A 19095-nucleotide genomic window follows, 5' to 3' on the forward strand; every position below is an offset into this window, starting at 1 on the left:
AGAATCCCGGAGCGCGGGGAGAAGTTGAAGAACATCGGCAGCGTCGCGGCGCCGATCGCACCGGCGTCGGCGCCGAATGTGCCGCGCACGAGCGTCGGGGTGCCGCGGGCTTCCGGCGCGGTGGCGACGAGCGCCGCGCGCAGGCGGGTCGTCACCGCATCGAGCAGGCCGGCGTCGGTATCGGCGTCAAGCACGACCACCGGTGCATCGACGACGCACAGCACCGCGCGCAATGCCGGGGCGAGCGCGTCGACGCAGTCGTCGATCCATTCGTCGATCCATTCGTCGACGGCCGGCAGGCCGCGTGCGATGCAGGCCTCGAGGTCGGCGCGGTTCTCGACCGTCTCGCCGTGATGGCGCATGCAGCGACGCGCGGGCGAGCAGGATGTCCCACGGGCCGCGCGGCGGCGGCGCGGACGCCAGCCGGCTCGACGGCACGGGAATCACGGCGATGTCGCCGGCATTGCCGGTCACGCCGCGCGGGCAGTCACCGTCGATCGCGATCCCCCCACCGATTACCGGGCCGAGGAACAGATAGACGAAGTCGTCGCGCTGCCGGCCGTACCCGTAGAACAGTTCGGCGATCGCGGCCGCGTTGCCGTCGTTTTCGCCGAACACGGGCAGCGACAGCGTGCGCCCGAGGTCGCTCGCGAAGTCGACGTCTTCCCATGGACGGAACGTGTCGGGTGCGAGGCCGAGCTCGCGCATCCATGCGCCGAGGTTGTATGGCTGGGCGACGCCGACGCCAGTCAGGCGCGCGCGCTCATGCGCGGGGAGCAGATCCTGCATTGCATCGATGTCGCGCCGCACGATGTCGAGCACGTCGGCGGGCGGGGGAAGCAGCGTGTCGTGCGAGCGGCGGCCGAGCACGTCGCCCGCGAAATTGACGAGCGCCGTCTCGATGCGCATCCGGTCGAGATGGACGCCGATGCCGAACGCGCCGCGCGGATCGAGGCGGATCAGCGACGCGGGCTGGCCGCGCTGGCCTTCGGTGCGGCCGGCGAATTCGATCAGCTTCGCGTCGGCGAGCGACGCGATGATGCTGCCGACTGCCGTGCCCGTCATGCTCGCGAGACGGGCGAGGTCGGCCTTCGACGCGCTGCCCGCGCGGCGCAGCGTCTTCAACAGCAGGCGCTCGTTGTATCGGCGCACGTTGGCCGAGTCGCTTCCCTGGCCGATGTGCGGGCTTCTCATGGCGCCTCCTTCCATGGCGCATCGGTTGTCGACTCATTAAATAAATCACGTTGATTTATTTAGCCGCGTGAGCGACGGGATGTCAGCCTAGGGAAATCCCGATTTTGTTCGGGGATGAAGGCGGGGCTTGGGTTGGCTGGATGTGGGCGGCGACGCGCTACTGGAAATTTTCGAATTCGTCTGATGGATTTGCGGCTTGCAGCACGTCACGATTGCTGGCCGGGCTGCGTATGACACGACGGCCCGAACGCGGCGACGCCTGCCGGGCCGGGCAGAACCGGCTGCGTCGCATGTTCATTCGACACGGTGCGGCGGGCGCCGCCCCGCGTCTGCTTTATTCGGGAGAAAACACATGCATCGCGCGACACGTCCTTCGATATCGCTCCTCGATCCTTACACCGGCACCGAACCGCTGCCGCTTTACGCGACGACAGTGACCGTCACCGGTGGCGAATCGGCTCACGGACGATCGTCCGGACGTGCGCGATCCGTCACCGGCGAACTCGATGTGTCGTTGCGCCTGCCGGTTGAACTGGGTGGCGCGGGTGGCGGGACGAATCCGGAGCAGTTGTTCGCGGCCGGCTTCGCGGCATGTTTTCATGGCGCGTTGACGCTGGTTGCGACGAAACGCCGGATTCGACTGCCGGCCAATCTCGTGATCTCGGCCAATGCGACGTTTCAGCGCGACCCGGCGGATGGCTTGTTCGCGATCGCGCTCGATGTCGAGGTCGACATGCCGGGTGTTGGCGCCGATGATGCCCGTGAGCTCATCGCGGAGACCGAGGCGATTTGTCCTTACGCGAAAATGGCGAGGGAGGGGATTCGGCACACCGTGCGCGTTACCGGGGCGGTGTGAGTCGCGATGTGAGGGGATATTGCGTTTTCCGGAAGCGGAAATGAAAAAAGGTCGGCTAGAAGCCGACCTTTTCAAAAAACAGATGGTGCCCAGGAGAGGACTCGAACCTCCACGGTGTTGCCACCGCTAGGACCTGAACCTAGTGCGTCTACCAATTCCGCCACCTGGGCACGTTTCGCTTGCTGCGATGCGAAGACCGCTATTCTAGCGTGTCTGAAGGATCTGTCAACAGAATTTGAGGTCGCGAACGAAAATAATTTGATGGTTTGGTTGCGGTGCTGGAGGAGGGCGCATGCGGCAACGCATCGTGAATGCGTCGTGGTGTCGGGAGTGCGGACAAATGCTGCCGTGAGTGCTGCGCATCGCGATTCGGCGCCGGAAATGAAAAAAGGCCGGCTAGAAGCCGACCTTTTTAAAAACAGATGGTGCCCAGGAGAGGACTCGAACCTCCACGATGTTGCCACCGCTAGGACCTGAACCTAGTGCGTCTACCAATTCCGCCACCTGGGCACGTTTTGCAGTAGCTGCTTGCTGCAAAGAAATGAAATTATAGCGTGCTTGGAGAGTCTGTCAACACAATTTGGTCGATGGCGGTAGAAATATCGCGCGTTGCACGTTCGGGGTATCAGGCGCGGATCGGTTCCACGCGCTTTACGGTGAAATTCCAGCGCAGCGCTTCGCCCGTGTCGACGCGTGCGGGCAGCAAACCGGCTGCGAGGAACGTATCGGCGATCTTCTGCTGCTCGCCGAAGTTCTGCGTGACCACGTCGCGCACGAGATAGCTGCGTCGCGCGTTCGCGCGCGCGCTCGATCGTCTTCGCGTCGAGTCCCCAGATTGGCGCAAGGGTATCGGCAGCCTCTTGCTGGTGTTCGCGCAGCCATGTGCCAGCCTGCGACAGACGGTCGAAGACGACCCGGATGACGTCCGGACGCGCGGCAGCAAAGCTGCTTGATGCGAGGTAATAGCGCTGGTACGAAGCAAGCCCGTTGCCGTCGACCAGAATCCGCACGTCGGGATTCGCGTCGACGGACGCGACATACGGATCCCACGTGATCCACGCGTCGACGCTGCCGCGCTCGAATGCCGCGCGGCCGTCCGCCGGTGTCAGGTAGTGGATCGCCGTGTCGGCAGGGGCGAGCTTGGCGTGCGTGAGTGCGGCAAGCAGCAGGTAATGGCTGCCGGCAGCCTTCGTGACGGCGATGCGCTTGGCCCTGAGGTCGGCGAGCGTGCGCAGCGCGCTGTCGCGCTTGACGATAATGGCCTGCGCTTTCGGTGACGGCGCTTCCTGCGCGACGTACACGAAGCGCGCATGCGCGGCCTGTGCGAAGACAGGAACCGTGTCGGCCACGTCGGCGCTGAAATCGACTGCGCCGACGTTGAGAGCTTCGGTCAGCGGCAAGCCGCTCGCGAATTCATGCCACGACACGCGCAGGCCGAGCGGTGCGAGCGACTGCTCCAGCGTGCCGCGCGTCTTGAGCAGCGTAATGAGCGTCGACGATTTCTGGTATCCGATGCGCAGCGTGGATGGCGTGTTCTCTGCGTGCGTCCGGATGCCGGCGGCGCTCAGGCCGGCGGCCAGCATCGCGCGCGCGAACGCGCGGCGGTTCATCGACGTCATGGGGTGAACTCCTCGTTGGTTTCGTTGAAAGCAAGGCGGCTAACGTACCAACGGGGAGGGCAATCGATAACCGATTAATTCTGCTATCGATCGGAGCGGCGGGCATATGGCGCGGCCAGTACGCGCAATGTGAGGCCGGAAATGAAAAAAGGCCGGCTAGAAGCCGACCTTTTTAAAAACAGATGGTGCCCAGGAGAGGACTCGAACCTCCACGATGTTGCCACCGCTAGGACCTGAACCTAGTGCGTCTACCAATTCCGCCACCTGGGCACGTTTTGCAGTAGCTGCTTGCTGCAAAGAAGCGGAATTATAGCGCCCCAATTAATCGTGTCAACACTTTTTTGCGGTGCGCCGCAAACCGGCCGCTGCGGCGCCTGCACGCGGCATTCGCGTCATTTGGCAACACAGGCGGGTGATAGAATGGTCCGCCGCCGTCACTATAGAACTGTCTGACGGACACTTCTATGTTGATGCCGTGCACCATCAGTCAACGCAACGAGAACAATCATCGACAAACCCTTGAGCAAATATCCGTACCCCATTCCGAGCCGCGAAGAAATTCTCGGCGTGCTGCGTACGAGCGACGCGCCGCTGGCAGCCAACGACATCGCCGAAGCGCTGTCGATCAAGCGTCAGGAGCGCGAGGGGTTCTTCCGGCGTGTCGCTGCGATGGAACGCGACGGCCAGATCCGCCTCGACAAGCGGGGCCACTACCAGCTCACCCATCCGTCGAACTTCGTTGCCGGTCGCGTGCAGGGGCATCGCGACGGCTACGGGTTCGTGATCCGCGACGACGGCCAGGACGACCTGTTTTTGCCGAACGGCGAAATGCAGAAGGTCATGCACAACGACCGCGTGCTCGCGCGGATCGTCGGCTACGATCGCCGCGGCCGCCCGGAAGGGCACGTCGTCGAAGTCACCGAGCGCGCGAACAAGCGCGTGATCGGCCGCCTGCTCAACGAGAACGGCGCGCTGATCGTCGCCCCCGAAGACAAGCGCATCGGCCACGACATCCTGATCACGCAGAACGTGAAGAAGGCGAAGGTCGGGCAGGTCGTGGTCGTCGAACTGACCGACTTCCCGAGCCGCCATTCCCAACCGCTCGGCCGCGTCGTCGAAGTGCTCGGCGACATCGACGATCCGGGCATGGAAATCGAGATCGCCGTGCGCAAGTACGGCGTGCCGCACGAATTCAGCCAGCCGGCGCTCGACGAAGCCGCCGCGTTGCCGGACAAGGTACGGCCGGCCGACCTGCGCTTCCGCGTCGATCTGCGCGACGTGCCGCTCGTGACGATCGACGGCGAGGATGCCCGCGACTTCGACGATGCCGTCTACTGCGAGCCGACCAAGGTCGGTCGTGGCGACGGCTTCCGCCTGATCGTCGCGATCGCGGATGTGTCGCACTACGTGCAGCCGGGCAACGGCCTCGATACCGACGCGCTGGAACGCAGCACGTCGGTCTATTTCCCGCGCCGCGTGATCCCGATGCTGCCGGAGAAGCTGTCGAACGGGCTGTGTTCGCTGAATCCCCAGGTCGACCGCTGCGTGCTCGCGTGCGACATGGTGATTACCGCGCGCGGCGAGATCAAGGCGTACCAGTTCTATCCGGCCGTGATCCATTCGGCCGCGCGTCTGACGTACACCGAAGTCGCGGCCGTGCTGTCGAACACGAAGGGGCCGGAGGCCGCGCGCCGCGCGGACCTGCTGCCGCATCTGCAGGACCTGTACGGCGTCTACAAGGCGCTGTTCGCCGCACGCCAGAAGCGTGGCGCGATCGACTTCGACACGACCGAGACGTACATCGTCTGCAACTCGCAGGGCAAGATCGAACAGATCGTGCCGCGTCAGCGCAATGACGCGCACAAGCTGATCGAGGAATGCATGCTGGCCGCGAACGTCTGCGCGGCCGATTTCCTGAAGCGCAACAAGCACCCGGGCCTGTACCGCGTGCACGCGGGCCCGACGCCGGAGAAGCTCGAGAACCTGCGCGCGTTCCTGCGCGGCATGGGCCTGTCGCTCGGCGGCGGCGAAAAGCCGCATGCGAGCGACTACGCGGCGCTGATGGCGCAGATCCGCGACCGGCCCGACGCGCAGATGCTGCAGCCGATGCTGCTGCGCTCGATGCAGCAGGCCGTCTACAGCCCGGACAACATCGGGCACTTCGGTCTCGCATATGAGGCGTATGCGCACTTCACGAGCCCGATCCGCCGCTACCCCGACCTGCTCACGCACCGTGCGATCTACGCGATCCTGTCCGGCAAGAAGTACGCGCCGAAGGCGCCGGACGGCTTCGAGCTGAACACCGCGCTGTCGCCGCGCGCCCGCGCGATGCAGCAGGCCGACGAAGAAGCGCGCGGCCGTTCGCGCTCGAACACGGCGATCTGGGAAGAACTCGGCCTGCACTGCTCGGCGAACGAGCGGCGTGCCGACGAAGCGTCGCGCGACGTCGAGGCCTGGCTCAAGTGCTACTTCATGCGCGACAAGCTCGGCGAGGAGTATGGCGGGATGGTGAACGGCGTCACGTCGTTCGGCATCTTCGTGCAGCTCGATACGCTGTTCATCGAAGGGCTCGTGCACGTCACGGAACTCGGCTCGGACTACTTCCAGTACGACGAGATCAAGAACGAGCTGCGCGGCGAGCGCACGGGCATCCGTTATCGCCTGTCGGATCGCGTGCGCGTGCAGGTGAGCCGCGTCGATCTCGACGCGCGCAAGATCGATTTCCGCCTCGTGCGCGACACGCCGGTGAAGGCGCCGCGTCCGGCACCGGCACCGGCTGTCGCCGGCAACGGTAACGATCGCGGCGGCCCGCGCGTGCGCTCGTTGCCGCCGGTGGAGGACGCCGCGCCGCGCCGCAAGAAGGCGGCCAGCACACCGACCGCCGCGGTGAAGGAAGCGCGTGCTGCGCGCGCCGCGAAGAAGAAGGGCGGCGCGCCGGCGAAGACGGCCGCGAAGAAGACGCACGCCCGCAAGAAGTATTGAGCGTTGGGGCGGCGCACGCGCACGCCCTTGCAGTATCGAGAGACGCCGCGTTCTGCCGGTCACCGGCCGGCAACGCGGCGCTTTCCTTTTCCATGGATCGCGGCTGCGCACATCGCGCGGCCGCACGTTTGATCGAAGGTTGTTCCAGTCATGTCACGTCTGAAGGTTCTTTACGGTTTTCATGCGGTGACCGCACGTTTGCGGCACGATGCGTCGACGGTTGCGGAGGTGCTGTACGACCAGACGCGCCGCGATCGCCGCATGCAGGACTTCCTGCACACCGCGAAGGAAGCGGGCGTGCGGCTGATTGCGGCCGACGAAACCCGCCTGTGGGGCCTCGCGCATACCGAGCGCCACCAGGGTGTCGTCGCGCGCGTCGAGGACATCCCGCTCGCGCAGAACCTGTCCGAGCTGCTCGACGGCATCCAGGGCCCGGCGCTGCTGCTGGTGCTCGACGGTGTCACCGATCCGCACAACCTCGGCGCATGCCTGCGCGTCGCCGATTCGGCCGGCGCGCATGCGGTGATCGCACCGCGTGACCGCGCGGTCGGCCTGAACGCGACCGCGGCGAAGGTCGCGAGCGGCGCGGCCGACACGGTGCCATACATCACGGTCACGAACCTCGCCCGCGCGCTGCGCGAGCTGAAGGATGCGGGTGTGTGGATCATCGGCACGTCGGACGAGGCGTCGGGGACGCTGTACGACACGAAGCTCGACGGCCCCGTCGCCATCGTGATGGGTGCGGAAGGCGAAGGCATGCGTAGGCTCACGCGCGACACCTGCGACGAAGTGATGAGCATCCCGATGGCCGGCAGCGTGGAAAGCCTGAACGTGTCGGTCGCGAGCGGCGTGTGCCTGTACGAAGCGGTGCGGCAACGGCGCGTGAAGGGCTGACGCACGCGGTCTCGCGCGATGCGCGGGCCGCCACGACCCGAACGACGCGTGCCGCGACTACGCGCGGCACGCGCCTCACGGAACTCGCGGACCATGACCCTGTTTCGCCTCGGCGCATCGTGCGCCATCCTTGGCCTGCTGGCCGCCTGCACGTCGCCGTCGCTGGTCGAGCGCGGCACCTACTACGCCGATACGAGCCTGCATGCGCGCGGCGCCGATTCGCGGATTCGCTTTCTCGTGATGCATTACACCGAAAGCGACGAAGCGAAATCGCTGCGCACACTGACGGGCGATTCGGTCAGCGCGCACTACGTCGTGCCGCCGCAACCGCGCATCGAACACGGGATGCCGGTCGTCTACCAGCTCGTTCCAGAATCGAAACGCGCATGGCAGGCGGGCATCAGCGAATGGCAGGGCACGACTGAACTCAACGCAGCGTCGATCGGCATCGAGAACGTGAACCGCGGCCCGCTCGATCCGCAAAATAGCACCTGGCAGCCGTATCCACCCGAACAGGTCGACGCGCTGATCCGTCTGTCGAAAGACATCGTCGAGCGCTACCGGATTCCGCCGACGCGCGTGGTCGGACACAGCGATATCGCGCCGCAACGCAAGATCGATCCGGGGCCGTTGTTCCCGTGGCATGCGCTCGCGCAAGCCGGCGTCGGCGCATGGCCGGACGATGCGACCGTGGCCGCGCGGCTCGGCGGTCGCGATCCGTACGCGCTCGTCGACGTGCGCGAATTGCAGCTGAAGCTCGCGCGCTACGGCTACGAGGTGCCGACCGACGGCGTGCTCGACACACGGACGCGACGCGTATTCGCCGCGTTCCAGATGCATTTCCGTCCGTCCGACTATGCGGGCAATCCGGATGCCGGGACCGACGCGATCGCGCAGGCACTGCTCGACAAGTATTTCCCCGCGACGCCGGCAGTCGACAACGCGCCCGCCACCGGCGGGCCTTGACCGTCGGCGTGCCCGCGCCGCTCCCCGAGCGGAAAAAGCCCGGGCCGCCTTCCGAGTCCGGTAAACTGGCGGTTTTCCGCAATCCCGCTGTATTCCCACCTCATGACTCAAGACGAACTCAAACGCCTGGTTGGCCAGGCGGCCGCCGATTATGTGATCCAGAACGTGCCGGAAGGCGCCGTGATCGGCGTCGGCACCGGCTCGACCGCCAACTGCTTCATCGACGCGCTCGCGGCCGTCAAATCGCGCTATCGCGGCGCCGTGTCGAGCTCGATCGCGACGACCGAACGCCTGAAATCGCATGGGATCAAGGTGTTCGACCTGAACGAGGTCGAATCGCTGCAGGTGTACGTCGACGGTGCCGACGAGATCGACGCAAGCGGTGCAATGATCAAGGGCGGCGGCGGCGCATTGACGCGCGAGAAGATCGTTGCGTCGGTGGCCGATACCTTCGTCTGCATCGCGGACGGCAGCAAGCGCGTGCCGGTACTCGGCGCCTTCCCGCTGCCGATCGAGGTCGTGCCGATGGCGCGCACGGCGATCGGCCGGCGCGTGACCGCGCTCGGCGGCGTGCCGGTGCTGCGCGTGACGAAGGACGGCGCACCGTACATCACCGACAACGGCAACGAGATCATCGACGTGAAGGGGCTGCAGATCGCCGATCCGCGCGGTTTCGAAGCGCAGGTCAACGCATGGCCGGGCGTCGTGACGGTCGGCCTGTTCGCCGAGCGCGGCGCGAATCTGTGCCTGCTCGGCACGGCAAACGGCGTTGAAACGATCGTCTATCCCGATTAATCGCAACTGAATGAGAAGCAGTCCGTAATGGCGTCAAGATGCCGTAATGGATTGCATGTTTAAATTTGGCGATAATCGCGGCCCGGCAAGCGCAGAGCGCTTTCCGGGCTTTTTTTGAGGCCTTATAAATCACCCCGTCAAAAAGAGGGATAACCCTGTCAGGTGTTTACCAGATAGCGAAATATCCTCGAACTCATCAACTTATAGATCATAAGAACAGTCGTAACCAGGGCCGGCGGAACTGCGGAGCAGGTGTTCGCAAATCGACGCACGGGGAGGTGTCATGGAGCAGGGCAAAGACCGGTCACTGGTCGCCAAAGTGATGGATGGGCTTGTCGAAGGTATCGTCGAAGACAAGTATGGCGGCATTCTGCCGCCGCAGGACGTGCTGTCGAAAGAGTTCGACGTGAGCCGTACGGTGATGCGCGAAGCATTATCGATGTTGCTTGCGCGCGACATGCTCGACGTGCGTCCGAAAGTCGGCACGCGCGTTCGGCCGATGCGCGACTGGCGCATGATCGATGAAGACGTGGTGAGTTGGCGGTTTCGTGCGAAGCCGGATCCGCAGTTCATGCGTGACGTCATCGAATTCCGGATGCTGATCGAACCGCGCGCGACCGCGCAGGCGGCGGTCCGTGCGACGGCCGTCGACATCGCGGGCATCCGCGAGGCGTTCGAGGCGTTCAAGGTGTTGCAACCGGGCGACCCCGGCTACGACACGGCGGACGAACTGCTGCATACGCGGATCGTCCAGGCGAGCGGCAACCAGTTCTTCCAGCAGATGGCGGCAATCGTGCGCGGCGCGGTGCGGCTCGTGAATCCGCGCGTCGCGCAGAAGGATGGCGCGCACGACATCGCGGTCAAGGCGCACGCGCGCGTCGTCGATGCGATCGAACGTCGCGATCCGCGCGAAGCCGAAGCGGCGTCGCTCGCCCTGATCGATTTCAGCGCCGACGAGATCTCGCGCGATTTCTCCGTCGACGTGCCCGTACGCGCCTGAATCCGCTCGCGTCGCTTATCCGTGAGCCGGCGAGCCGTTTATCATGACGGCCGGCCGGCAGCGTGCCGGCCACCGTCCACGACCGACACGGAAGATCCGGATGAACGACCTCGACAATCGCCTGGTGCGCTTCGGCATCATCGGCGCAGGCAGCATTGCACGCCGTTTCGCGCAAAGCCTCGCTCACGTGCCCGGTGCCGTGCTCGCCGGCGTATGGGCACGCCGCGCCGACGCGGCGACCGCCTTCTGCGACAACTGCGGTGGCACGCCTGCCGCCAGCCTCGATGCACTTCTCGCGAGCGACATCGACGCGATCTACATCGCGACACTCCACGACAGTCACGCGCTCTACGCGCAGGCGGCGCTCGCCGCCGGCAAGGCCGTGCTGTGCGAAAAGCCGGCGACGCTGAACGCGGCGCAACTCGACGCGGTGCTGGATGCGGCGCACGCTGCCGGACGGCTCTTCATGGAAGCGATGAAGCCTCCGTTCTTTCCGTTGTACCGTCAGCTGCGTGCGCACCTGCATGACGATCCGATCGGCGAGATCCGGCTCGTGCGCGCGGGCTGCGCGTCGTCGTCGGTGCCCGGCGATCATTCCGTCTATCGTCTCGATCGTGCTGGCGGCGCGCTGCTCGATATCGGGATCTACGAAGCGTTTCTCGCGGTCGACTGGCTCGGTGCCGCACACGACGTGCAGACGCTCGGGCGCGTCGGCGCGACGGGCGTCGACGTATTCGCGAGCCTGAACAGTCGCCACGCGAACGGCGGCATTGCGCAACTCTTTTGCGGGCTCGACGTGATGGGACGCGGCGACGCGCTGCTCGCGGCGGCGGGCGGGCACGTGACGATTCACGAGAAGTGGTGGAACCCCGCGCGGGCGACGATTCGCTATGCCGATGGGCGTACCGTCGAACTCGATGTGCCGGTCGACGGCGGCGGCCTGAACTACGAAACCGCCCATTTCTGCGATCTGCTGCGCGCGGGCGAACTCGAGAGCCCGATCATGACGCACGACCATTCACGACAGATGATCGCGATGACCGATGCGGCACGCGCGGCGCTCGGCGTGCGCTATTCGGGCGAATAGGCAGGGAGGAAGGGGCCGGGCGCGCATCTGCGGCCCGGCGAAAGTGCAACGTGCTCAGTGCCGCGCGGGCAGCGACAGGCGCTTTTCGTACCAGCGCTGGACCCATTCGAGGATCTGGCACAGCACCCAGTAGACAGCGGCGGCGGCGAGGTACAGCGGCAACGGCTGATAGGTCGCCGCGATTACTTCCTGCGCGCTGCGCAGCAGCTCGGTCACGGTGATCACGGACACGAGCGATGTGTCCTTGATCAGGCTGATCAGGCTGTTCGATAGGCTCGGCACGGCGATGCGCAGCGCCTGCGGGCCGATCACGTAGCGCAGCGTCTGCCCCCACGACAGCCCGAGGCTGTATGCGGCCAGCCATTGGCCGCGCGCGATCCCGTTGATCGCGCCGCGCATGCTTTCGGACATGTAAGCGGCGACGTTCGCGGACAGCGCGATCACGCCGGCCGGCGTCGGATCGAGCGAGATGCCGAGGCTCGGCAGACCATAATAGATGACGAAGATCTGCACGAGCAGCGGCGTGCCGCGCATCAGGCTCACGTACGCGCGCGCGAGCCCCGCGAGCGCGTTGACCCAGATGCGTTCGAAGCCTTCGAGCGGCTCGCTTTGCCGGATGCCCATCATCGCGAGCACGACGGCGCCGAGCAGGCCGAACACCATCGACAGCACGGCGAACTTGACGGTCAGTACGGCACCCTGGGCGAGCACCGGCAGCGATTGGACGAGCAGGGACGTTGTCGACATGGAATACGAATCGAATGCGTGCGCGAAAGCGCAATCATAAACCGGACCAATAAAACAAAGGGCGGCATCGTTTCGGATGCCGCCCTTTCCGGCCCGCCATCAGGCGGGAAGCAGAGGCGTGCTTACTTGACCGGCTTCGTCACGTCGATGCCGAACCACGTGTCCGAGATCTTCGTGAACGTGCCGTCGGCTTCGAGTTGCGCCATCGCGTCGTCGATCGCCTTCTGGAACTTCGGGTTGCCCTTCTTGAACGGGATGCCCGACGGATTCGCCGAGCCGACGTTCGAGCCCGGGCGCAGCGGCAGCTGCGAGTTCTTCGTCAGGTACGCGAGCATCAGGCGGTCGTTCAGCGCCGCGTCGAGACGGCCGGCCGCGAGGTCGCGCAGGTACTCGGGCGCGCCCGGGTACGTCTTCACGTCGATGCCGGGCACCGACTTCGCCATGTCCATGTAGTTCGTGCCGAGCGCGACGCCGAGCTTCTTGCCCTTCAGGTCTTCGAGCGACTTGAACTGGCGCGTGTCGTCCTTGCGCTGGATCAGCTGCGCGGACGAGTACGTGTACGCGGGCGAGAAGTCGAGCGTTTCCTTGCGCTTGTCGGTGATGCCGACTTGGTTGGCGATCACGTCGAACTTGCCGGCCTGCAGGCCCGCGATGATGCCGCTCCATTCCGTCGTGACGAACTCGACCTTCACGCCGAGCTTCGCGGCGACGGCCTTCGCGATGTCGACGTCGAAGCCGACGAGTTCGCCTTGCGGGTTCTTCGAGTTGAACGGCGGGAACGTGCCTTCGAGGCCGACGCGCAGCGTGCCGCGTTGCTTCACCTGGTCGAGGAGGTCGGCCGCATGCGCGGTGGCGGCGGCGAACGACGTGCCGATCAGACCGGCGACCAGCAGCTTCTTCAGCAGCGAAATTTTCATCGTGTGAGTTTCCTTGCCCCAGCGGGGCGCTTGATTCTGACAGTGGGGTCGATCATAGCAAAAAAGCAATCGCCCACTAAATATCGTTTGTTTATGACTATATTACGCGGTGCCTTCGCGCGCGATGGCCTTCACGCATTCGGCCACCAGCGCGGGGCCGCGATAGATGAAGCCCGTGTACAGCTGGACGAGCGAAGCACCGGCCGCGAGCTTCGTGCGCGCGTCCTCGCCCGAGAAGATGCCGCCGACGCCGATGATCGGCACCGCGCTGCCGACTTCGGCATGCAGCTTGCGGATCACTTCGTTCGACGCGTCGAACACCGGGCGACCCGACAGGCCGCCTGCTTCGTCCGCGTGCGGCAGGCCCTGCACGGCCGCGCGCGACAGCGTCGTGTTGGTGGCGATGACCGCTTCGATCTTGTGGCGCAGCAGCGTGTCGGCGATTTCCTTGACCTGTTCGTCGTCGAGATCGGGCGCGATCTTCAGCGCGAGCGGCACGAGCTTGCCGTGCAGGTCGGCCAGACGCCGCTGCTTGTCCTTCAACGCGGCGAGCAGCGCATCGAGTTCGCCCGCGCCCTGCAGCTGGCGCAGGTTCTTCGTGTTCGGCGACGAAATGTTGATCGTCACGTAGCTCGCGAACGGATACACGCGCTCGAGGCAGTAGAGATAGTCTTCCGCGGCGCGTTCGATCGGCGTGTCGGCATTCTTGCCGATGTTCAGGCCGAGAATGCCGCGATAGCGGGCCGCCTGGACGTTCTTCACGAACTGGTCGACGCCGTGGTTGTTGAAGCCCATCCGGTTGATCAGCGCGTCGGCCTGCGGCAGGCGGAACATCCGCGGGCGCGGGTTGCCCGGCTGCGGGCGCGGCGTGACCGTGCCGACCTCGATGAAACCGAAGCCGAGCGACGCGAGGCCGTCGATGGCCGCGCCGTCCTTGTCGAGGCCGGCGGCGAGGCCGACCGGGTTGCGGAACGTGAGCCCCATCACGGTGCGCGGCGCATCGGGCACGCGAGCCGACAGCGCGCAGGCGAGGCCCGTGCGGCCGGCCGCGCCGAGCGCGCGCAGCGTGAGGTGGTGAGCGTCTTCCGCATCCATCTTGAACAGGGATGCGCGGGCCAGCGGATAGAGGGAACTGAACACGGGAATTGGGCGGACGGCCGGAATGAATGACAACCCGCTATTTTACCGGGAGTTGCGCGGCAAGGGCGGGCTTCGCTTCGCGCGCGCCGGCCTTGGCGCTTCTCGTGTGGTGCGGTGGCCCGCGCACGGGTAGAAACGGTGCCCGTTGCAACCGCGAAGCCGCGCCGCGGGGCGGCCTGTCAACCCGACCCGGAATGTCCGCCCGGCAGCGGCGCGCGGGCCAGTGCCGCATCGACCGGCGGCAGGTCGACCCGATCGGGATCGAGTACTTTCCAGCGGCCGTCGAGCAGTCCTTCGAGCGGATGGAAGTTCGCCTTGTAGGCCATCTTCGGGCTCTCGCGAATCCAGTAGCCGAGATACACGTACGGCAGGCCGAGGCTCTTCGCCTGCTCGATCTGCCACAGGATGTTGTAGGTGCCGTAGCTCGTGTGCTGGTCGTCGGGTTCGAAGAACGTATAGACCGACGACAGTCCGTCGCCGAGGATGTCGATCATGCTGACCATGCGCAGCTTGCCGGGCTCGCCGCCCGGTGCGTCGAGGTCGCGGAATTCGACGAGGCGCGAATTGATCCGGCTCTGCAGAAGGAACTGCTCGTACTGGTCGCGGCTGTCGCGATCCATGCCGCCGCCTGCGTGGCGCGCCGACTGGTAGCGCATGTAGAGCGCGTAGTGTTCCTCGTCGTAGTGCAGCGGCGAGACCGTCGCGACGAGCGCGCGGTGCCGCTTCCACATCCGGCGTTGCGTGCGCGACGGCGTGAACGCGCCGACCGGCACGCGCACCGGCACGCAGGCACGGCAGCCGTCGCAGTACGGGCGATAGGTGAACACGCCCGAGCGCCGGAAGCCGGCCTTCACGAGCTCGGTATAGATGTCGGAGTTGATCAGGTGGCTCGGCGTCGCGACTTGCGAGCGCGCGACGCGGCCGTCCAGATAGCTGCACGGATAGGGCGCCGTTGCATAGAATTGCAGCGCCGAAAGCGGTGAAAGCGGCAGCTCAGTCGGGTGAGTCATGGGCAGCTCTCGATGCAGGGAGGGAGTGCCGCGCTAGCGCTCGATCCCGGAGGGGGCCGCCGGTTCGGCAGGGCCCGTCAGTGCGGCGAGCACGCGCTTGTCGAACTGCCACGGAATCGGCGGTTCGGCTACCGCGCGGCGCACGTGAGCGACAAAGGCCTTGCGTGCGATCTCGCGGCCGCCGAGCGACGCTAGATGCGACGTATTCTGCTGGCAGTCTATCATCTCCAGCCCCTGCTCGCGAAGGTGGGCGACGAGCGTCGCCAGCGCAATCTTCGACGCATCGGTGGCATCGGCGTACATCGACTCGCCGAAAAACATCCGCCCGAACGCGACGCCGTAGAGTCCGCCCACGCGGCGCCCGTCGTGCCACGTCTCGATGCTGTGCGCATTGCCGGAACGGTAGAGCGACGTATACGCGTCGATGATCTCGGCCGTGATCCAGGTGCCGCGCTGCCCGCGGCGCGGCGCCTGCGCGCACGCGCGCATCACGCCCGGAAAGTCATGGTCGACACGCACTTCCCACGCGGGGTCGCGCAGCACGCGCTTGAGCGTCTTGCGCAGCGACGGGGACACCTTGAATTCGGCCGGCGCGAGGATCATCCGGGGGTCGGGGCTCCACCACAGCACGGGCTGGCCGTCCGAATACCATGGGAAGATGCCGCGCAGGTAGGCCTCGATCAGGCGGGACGGCAGCAGGTCGGCGCTCGCGGCGAGCAGCCCCGGTGCGCCGGTCGCCGGGCCGAGCGCGCGTTCGACAGGCGGAAACGGATCGTCCGGGCCGAGCCAGGGGACCATGGGTCGCGGGCTCAGCCGTTGCGCAGCGAGCGGAAGATATCGCCGGTGTGGACGCCGTAGCCGCCGGCGGCGCGATCGGCGAAGAAGAAGCGCAGCGTCTGGCTGACGGTCGGGAACGCAATTTCGTCCCACGGAATGTCGGCTTCGTCGAACAGCTTGACTTCGAGGCTTTCCTCGCCGGCCTCGTAAGCCGGATCGGTGAGCCGCGCCAGATAGAACAGGTGGACCTGATGCACGTGCGGCACGTTGAGCAACGTGAACAGGTTCTGCACCTCGACGCGTGCGCCGGCTTCCTCGAGCGTCTCGCGCGCGGCGGCCTCGGCCGTCGTCTCACCCATTTCCATGAAGCCTGCCGGCAGCGTCCAGAAACCGTAGCGCGGTTCGATCGCGCGACGGCACAGCAGGACCTGATCGCCCCAGACCGGCACCGTGCCCACCACGTTGCGCGGATTCTGGTAATGGATCGTGCCGCAGTGATCGCAGATGAAGCGCTCGCGGTTGTCGCCCGGAGGAATGCGCGCGATGACTTCGTGACCGCAGACGGAGCAGAATTTCATGACGAGTGGAAGGGACGAGGTGATGCGAGTGTATCACCCGGGCGGGGCATTCTCGAACGCGAGCGCATGTGCGCGGCATGCGGCTCGAAGCGCAACGTGCGATGTGCGGAATCGGGCGCGGAAAAACAAAAAGCCCGGCGTTGAGCCGGGCTTTTTGCATGAATCGGGACGTTGGTTGCGGGGGTAGGATTTGAACCTACGACCTTCGGGTTATGAGCCCGACGAGCTGCCAGACTGCTCCACCCCGCGTCCGTCGAAGAATTGAATTATATGGACTAACCCGAATGCTTGCAAGCACTTTCTGACAATCGCGCTGCAATCGCCGGCGGGACGCTTGCAGGGCCGGTACCGCAGGCGCGTGCGCTAGAATCGAGCGGTTTGCTTGTGTCGTTCATTCCTGCAGCGGAGTCGTGCGCGAAGCGCGTCGGTGCCGTTGCAATACTCACTCCTGCATCGACGGATTCATGGACATCGCTCACGATCTGCAATCGATCGGCGCGCAGGAACAGGCGCTCGTGTTTCCCCATTTCGACCCGGCTCGTGCCTGGGCGCTCGGCAACCGGATGCACGCGCTCGCGACGTCGCGCGGCCATGCGATCGCGATCGACATCGTCACGTTCGGTCAGCCGCTGTTCTACGCGGCGCTCGCCGGCGCGACGCCCGACAATGCCGACTGGGTGCGCCGCAAGCGCAACGTCGTCGCGCATTTTCGACGCAGCTCGTATGCGATCGGCCTGCGCATGCAGCAGGCCGGCGCCACGCTCGCCGACAAGCACGGGCTGCCGATCTCCGAATATTCGCCGCATGGCGGCTCGTTTCCGCTGACCGTCGCGGGGGCCGGTGTGATCGGCTCGATCACCGCATCGGGGCTGCCGCAGCGCGCGGATCACGAGTTCGTCGTCGAAACCCTGTGTGCCGAGCTCGGGCAGGACTATGCCGTGCTGGCACTTGCAAGGAGCTGAGCGATGCAGCTTCCGGGTTACGCATGGCTCGCGATCGCGATCGTCGCGGAAGTGGTCGGTACGTCCGCGCTGCGCGCGGCGGACGGTTTCACGCGCTTCTGGCCGTCGGTGCTCGTGGTGGCCGGTTACGGCATCGCGTTCTACTGTCTGTCGCTCACGCTGCGCACGATGCCCGTCGGCATCATCTATGCGGTGTGGTCGGGTGCCGGCATCGTGCTGATCACGCTCGTCGCGATGCTGCTCTATCGCCAGGTGCCGGACCTGCCGGCCGTGATCGGCCTCGGGCTGATCATCTCGGGCGTCGTGGTGCTGAACCTGTTCTCGAAGATGCAGGCGCACTGAGCGTGCGCCCGCGATACGCCGGATGGCTCTCATGACCGATTCCACCGCTGCTTCCGCCGAAGCCGCCCAGCCCGACGTGCGCGCGTATGTCGCGAACCGCATCGGCTATCTCGAACTGAACCGGTCGAAGGCGCTGAACGCGCTGTCGGTCGGGATGATCCGCCTAATGCAGCAGGCGCTCGATGCGTGGCGCGACGACACGGAGGTGGTCGCCGTCGTCGTGTACAGCCCGCATCCACGCGCGTTCTGCGCGGGCGGTGACGTGCGCTTCTTCCACGAAGCGTGGCAGCGCGGCGACCGCGATGCGGTCGACACGTTCTTCATCGAGGAATACACGCTCAACCATACGATCTTCACCTATCCGAAACCGTACATCGCGTTGATGCACGGCGTCGTGATGGGGGGCGGCATGGGCATTTCGCAGGCGGCGCGGCATACGGGCGGCCTGCGTGTCGTTACCGATTCGACGAAGATGGCCATGCCCGAAACGCGCATCGGCCTGTTCCCGGACGTCGGGATGAGCTGGTTCCTCGCGCGCACGCCGGGCGCGATCGGCCGCTATCTCGCGGTGACCGGCGCGACGCTGGACGCGGCCGGCGCACTGTATGCGCGGCTCGCCGACGTCTACCTGCCCGATGCCGCGCTGCCGGCGCTGCTCGATACGCTGCGCGGCGCGCACATCGACAACGGCGCGCAGGCCGTCGCGTGCGTGGCCAACGCGGCTGCCTCGCACAAGGTCGTGCCGACGCCCGACACGTCGGCGCTGGCCGACGCGCGTGCCGGGATCGACCGGTATTTCGCGCAAGCCGATATCGGTGCGATTCTTGCGTCGCTCGACGCCGAGCAGGATTGCGCCGAAGTCGACGGATGGGTCGAGAAGGCGACGCACGCGATGCGCAGCCAGCTGTCGCCGCTGTCGATGGCCGTGTCGCTCGAAGTCGTCGAACGGGCGCGCGGTGCGACGATGGCCGATTGCCTGCGGCGCGATCTCGACCTCACGCGTTCGACGTTCGCGCGCGGCGACGTGATCGAAGGCGTGCGCGCGCTGATCGTCGACAAGGACAACCAGCCGGTCTGGCGTTTCAGGTCGACTGCCGATATCGACCGGGCCGACGTGCTCGCGATGTTCGACAGCCCGTGGACGCCCGACACGCATCCGCTGCGCGACCTGAAGGACTGACGCGCCGCGGTATCGAAGCGAAAAGCAAAATGGCCGCCTGCATGTGCAG

General features: G+C 65.9%; 16 protein-coding genes, 4 tRNA genes and 2 pseudogenes. 10 read left to right on the forward strand and 12 right to left on the reverse strand.

The window, feature by feature from the left end; genetic code table 11:
• A pseudogene (locus DIE23_RS02630) lies at positions 1–1194 on the reverse strand (ROK family protein); the annotation flags it as partial.
• A gap of 352 nt (positions 1195–1546) precedes the next feature.
• On the opposite strand from DIE23_RS02630, the gene DIE23_RS02635 reads away from it, so the two are divergent.
• Complete coding sequence (locus tag DIE23_RS02635) at positions 1547–2050, forward strand: Ohr family peroxiredoxin (RefSeq protein ID WP_124610670.1); 504 nt, start codon at positions 1547–1549, stop codon at positions 2048–2050.
• 83 nt (positions 2051–2133) lie between these two features.
• Here the strand turns inward: DIE23_RS02635 and DIE23_RS02640 are convergent.
• The 4 genes and pseudogenes from DIE23_RS02640 to DIE23_RS02655 form a co-directional block, all read right to left on the reverse strand.
• Positions 2134–2220 (reverse strand) — tRNA-Leu (locus tag DIE23_RS02640).
• Between the two features lie 253 nt (positions 2221–2473).
• Positions 2474–2560 (reverse strand) — tRNA-Leu (locus DIE23_RS02645).
• Positions 2561–2675: 115 nt separating this feature from the next.
• Positions 2676–3669 (reverse strand): annotated as a pseudogene (locus DIE23_RS02650) (aliphatic sulfonate ABC transporter substrate-binding protein).
• A 183-nt stretch (positions 3670–3852) separates the two neighbouring features.
• Positions 3853–3939, reverse strand: a tRNA-Leu gene (locus tag DIE23_RS02655).
• Positions 3940–4188: 249 nt separating this feature from the next.
• On the opposite strand from DIE23_RS02655, the gene rnr reads away from it, so the two are divergent.
• The 6 genes from rnr to DIE23_RS02690 all read left to right on the forward strand — a co-directional run bounded on the left by rnr (position 4189) and on the right by DIE23_RS02690 (position 11393).
• Complete coding sequence (gene rnr / locus DIE23_RS02660) at positions 4189–6651, forward strand: ribonuclease R (protein ID WP_124610671.1); 2463 nt, start codon at positions 4189–4191, stop codon at positions 6649–6651.
• 150 nt (positions 6652–6801) lie between these two features.
• Entirely contained in the window at positions 6802–7545 is a 744-nt protein-coding gene (gene rlmB, locus DIE23_RS02670) for a 23S rRNA (guanosine(2251)-2'-O)-methyltransferase RlmB (RefSeq protein ID WP_124610673.1), read from the forward strand.
• Positions 7546–7638: 93 nt separating this feature from the next.
• Positions 7639–8511 (forward strand): N-acetylmuramoyl-L-alanine amidase, encoded by an 873-nt coding sequence (locus DIE23_RS02675; protein WP_124610674.1) that lies wholly within the window; start codon positions 7639–7641, stop codon positions 8509–8511.
• A 102-nt stretch (positions 8512–8613) separates the two neighbouring features.
• Positions 8614–9306 carry a ribose-5-phosphate isomerase RpiA gene (gene rpiA, locus DIE23_RS02680; protein ID WP_059467600.1) on the forward strand — a complete coding sequence of 231 codons (693 nt, stop codon included), beginning with the start codon at positions 8614–8616 and terminating at the stop codon, positions 9304–9306.
• 283 nt (positions 9307–9589) lie between these two features.
• Positions 9590–10306 carry a FadR/GntR family transcriptional regulator gene (locus tag DIE23_RS02685; RefSeq protein WP_124610675.1) on the forward strand — a complete coding sequence of 239 codons (717 nt, stop codon included), beginning with the start codon at positions 9590–9592 and terminating at the stop codon, positions 10304–10306.
• 100 nt (positions 10307–10406) lie between these two features.
• On the forward strand, positions 10407–11393 hold the full coding sequence (locus DIE23_RS02690) for a Gfo/Idh/MocA family protein (protein WP_124610676.1): 987 nt from the start codon (positions 10407–10409) through the stop codon (positions 11391–11393).
• A gap of 54 nt (positions 11394–11447) precedes the next feature.
• Here DIE23_RS02690 and DIE23_RS02695 read toward each other — a convergent pair whose 3' ends face one another.
• The 7 genes from DIE23_RS02695 to DIE23_RS02725 form a co-directional block, all read right to left on the reverse strand.
• Positions 11448–12140, reverse strand: coding sequence for an amino acid ABC transporter permease (locus tag DIE23_RS02695; RefSeq protein ID WP_124610677.1), 693 nt, complete (start codon positions 12138–12140; stop codon positions 11448–11450).
• A gap of 122 nt (positions 12141–12262) precedes the next feature.
• Positions 12263–13057 (reverse strand): cystine ABC transporter substrate-binding protein, encoded by a 795-nt coding sequence (locus tag DIE23_RS02700; protein ID WP_124610678.1) that lies wholly within the window; start codon positions 13055–13057, stop codon positions 12263–12265.
• Positions 13058–13159: 102 nt separating this feature from the next.
• A complete protein-coding gene (locus DIE23_RS02705) occupies positions 13160–14197 on the reverse strand; it encodes a quinone-dependent dihydroorotate dehydrogenase (protein WP_124610679.1) in 1038 nt (345 codons plus the stop codon).
• Between the two features lie 179 nt (positions 14198–14376).
• Positions 14377–15207, reverse strand: coding sequence for an arginyltransferase (locus DIE23_RS02710; RefSeq protein WP_124610680.1), 831 nt, complete (start codon positions 15205–15207; stop codon positions 14377–14379).
• Between the two features lie 33 nt (positions 15208–15240).
• Entirely contained in the window at positions 15241–16005 is a 765-nt protein-coding gene (gene aat, locus DIE23_RS02715; protein ID WP_124610681.1) for a leucyl/phenylalanyl-tRNA--protein transferase, read from the reverse strand.
• Between the two features lie 11 nt (positions 16006–16016).
• Complete coding sequence (locus tag DIE23_RS02720; protein WP_124610682.1) at positions 16017–16562, reverse strand: NUDIX hydrolase; 546 nt, start codon at positions 16560–16562, stop codon at positions 16017–16019.
• A gap of 172 nt (positions 16563–16734) precedes the next feature.
• Positions 16735–16811: transfer RNA gene (locus DIE23_RS02725), tRNA-Met, on the reverse strand.
• Positions 16812–17026: 215 nt separating this feature from the next.
• Between DIE23_RS02725 and DIE23_RS02730 the strand changes: the two genes are divergently transcribed.
• The 3 genes from DIE23_RS02730 to DIE23_RS02740 are packed head-to-tail and all read left to right on the forward strand — an operon-like array spanning position 17027 to position 19046.
• Positions 17027–17524, forward strand: a complete 498-nt coding sequence (locus tag DIE23_RS02730) for a heme-degrading domain-containing protein (RefSeq protein WP_124610683.1) — start codon at positions 17027–17029, stop codon at positions 17522–17524.
• A 3-nt stretch (positions 17525–17527) separates the two neighbouring features.
• Positions 17528–17866, forward strand: coding sequence for a multidrug efflux SMR transporter (locus DIE23_RS02735; protein WP_124610684.1), 339 nt, complete (start codon positions 17528–17530; stop codon positions 17864–17866).
• Between the two features lie 31 nt (positions 17867–17897).
• On the forward strand, positions 17898–19046 hold the full coding sequence (locus tag DIE23_RS02740; protein ID WP_124610685.1) for an enoyl-CoA hydratase/isomerase family protein: 1149 nt from the start codon (positions 17898–17900) through the stop codon (positions 19044–19046).
• Positions 19047–19095 lie beyond the last annotated feature (49 nt).

The sequence above is a fragment of the Burkholderia sp. Bp9143 genome, from assembly GCF_003853645.1.
Taxonomy (GTDB): domain Bacteria; phylum Pseudomonadota; class Gammaproteobacteria; order Burkholderiales; family Burkholderiaceae; genus Burkholderia.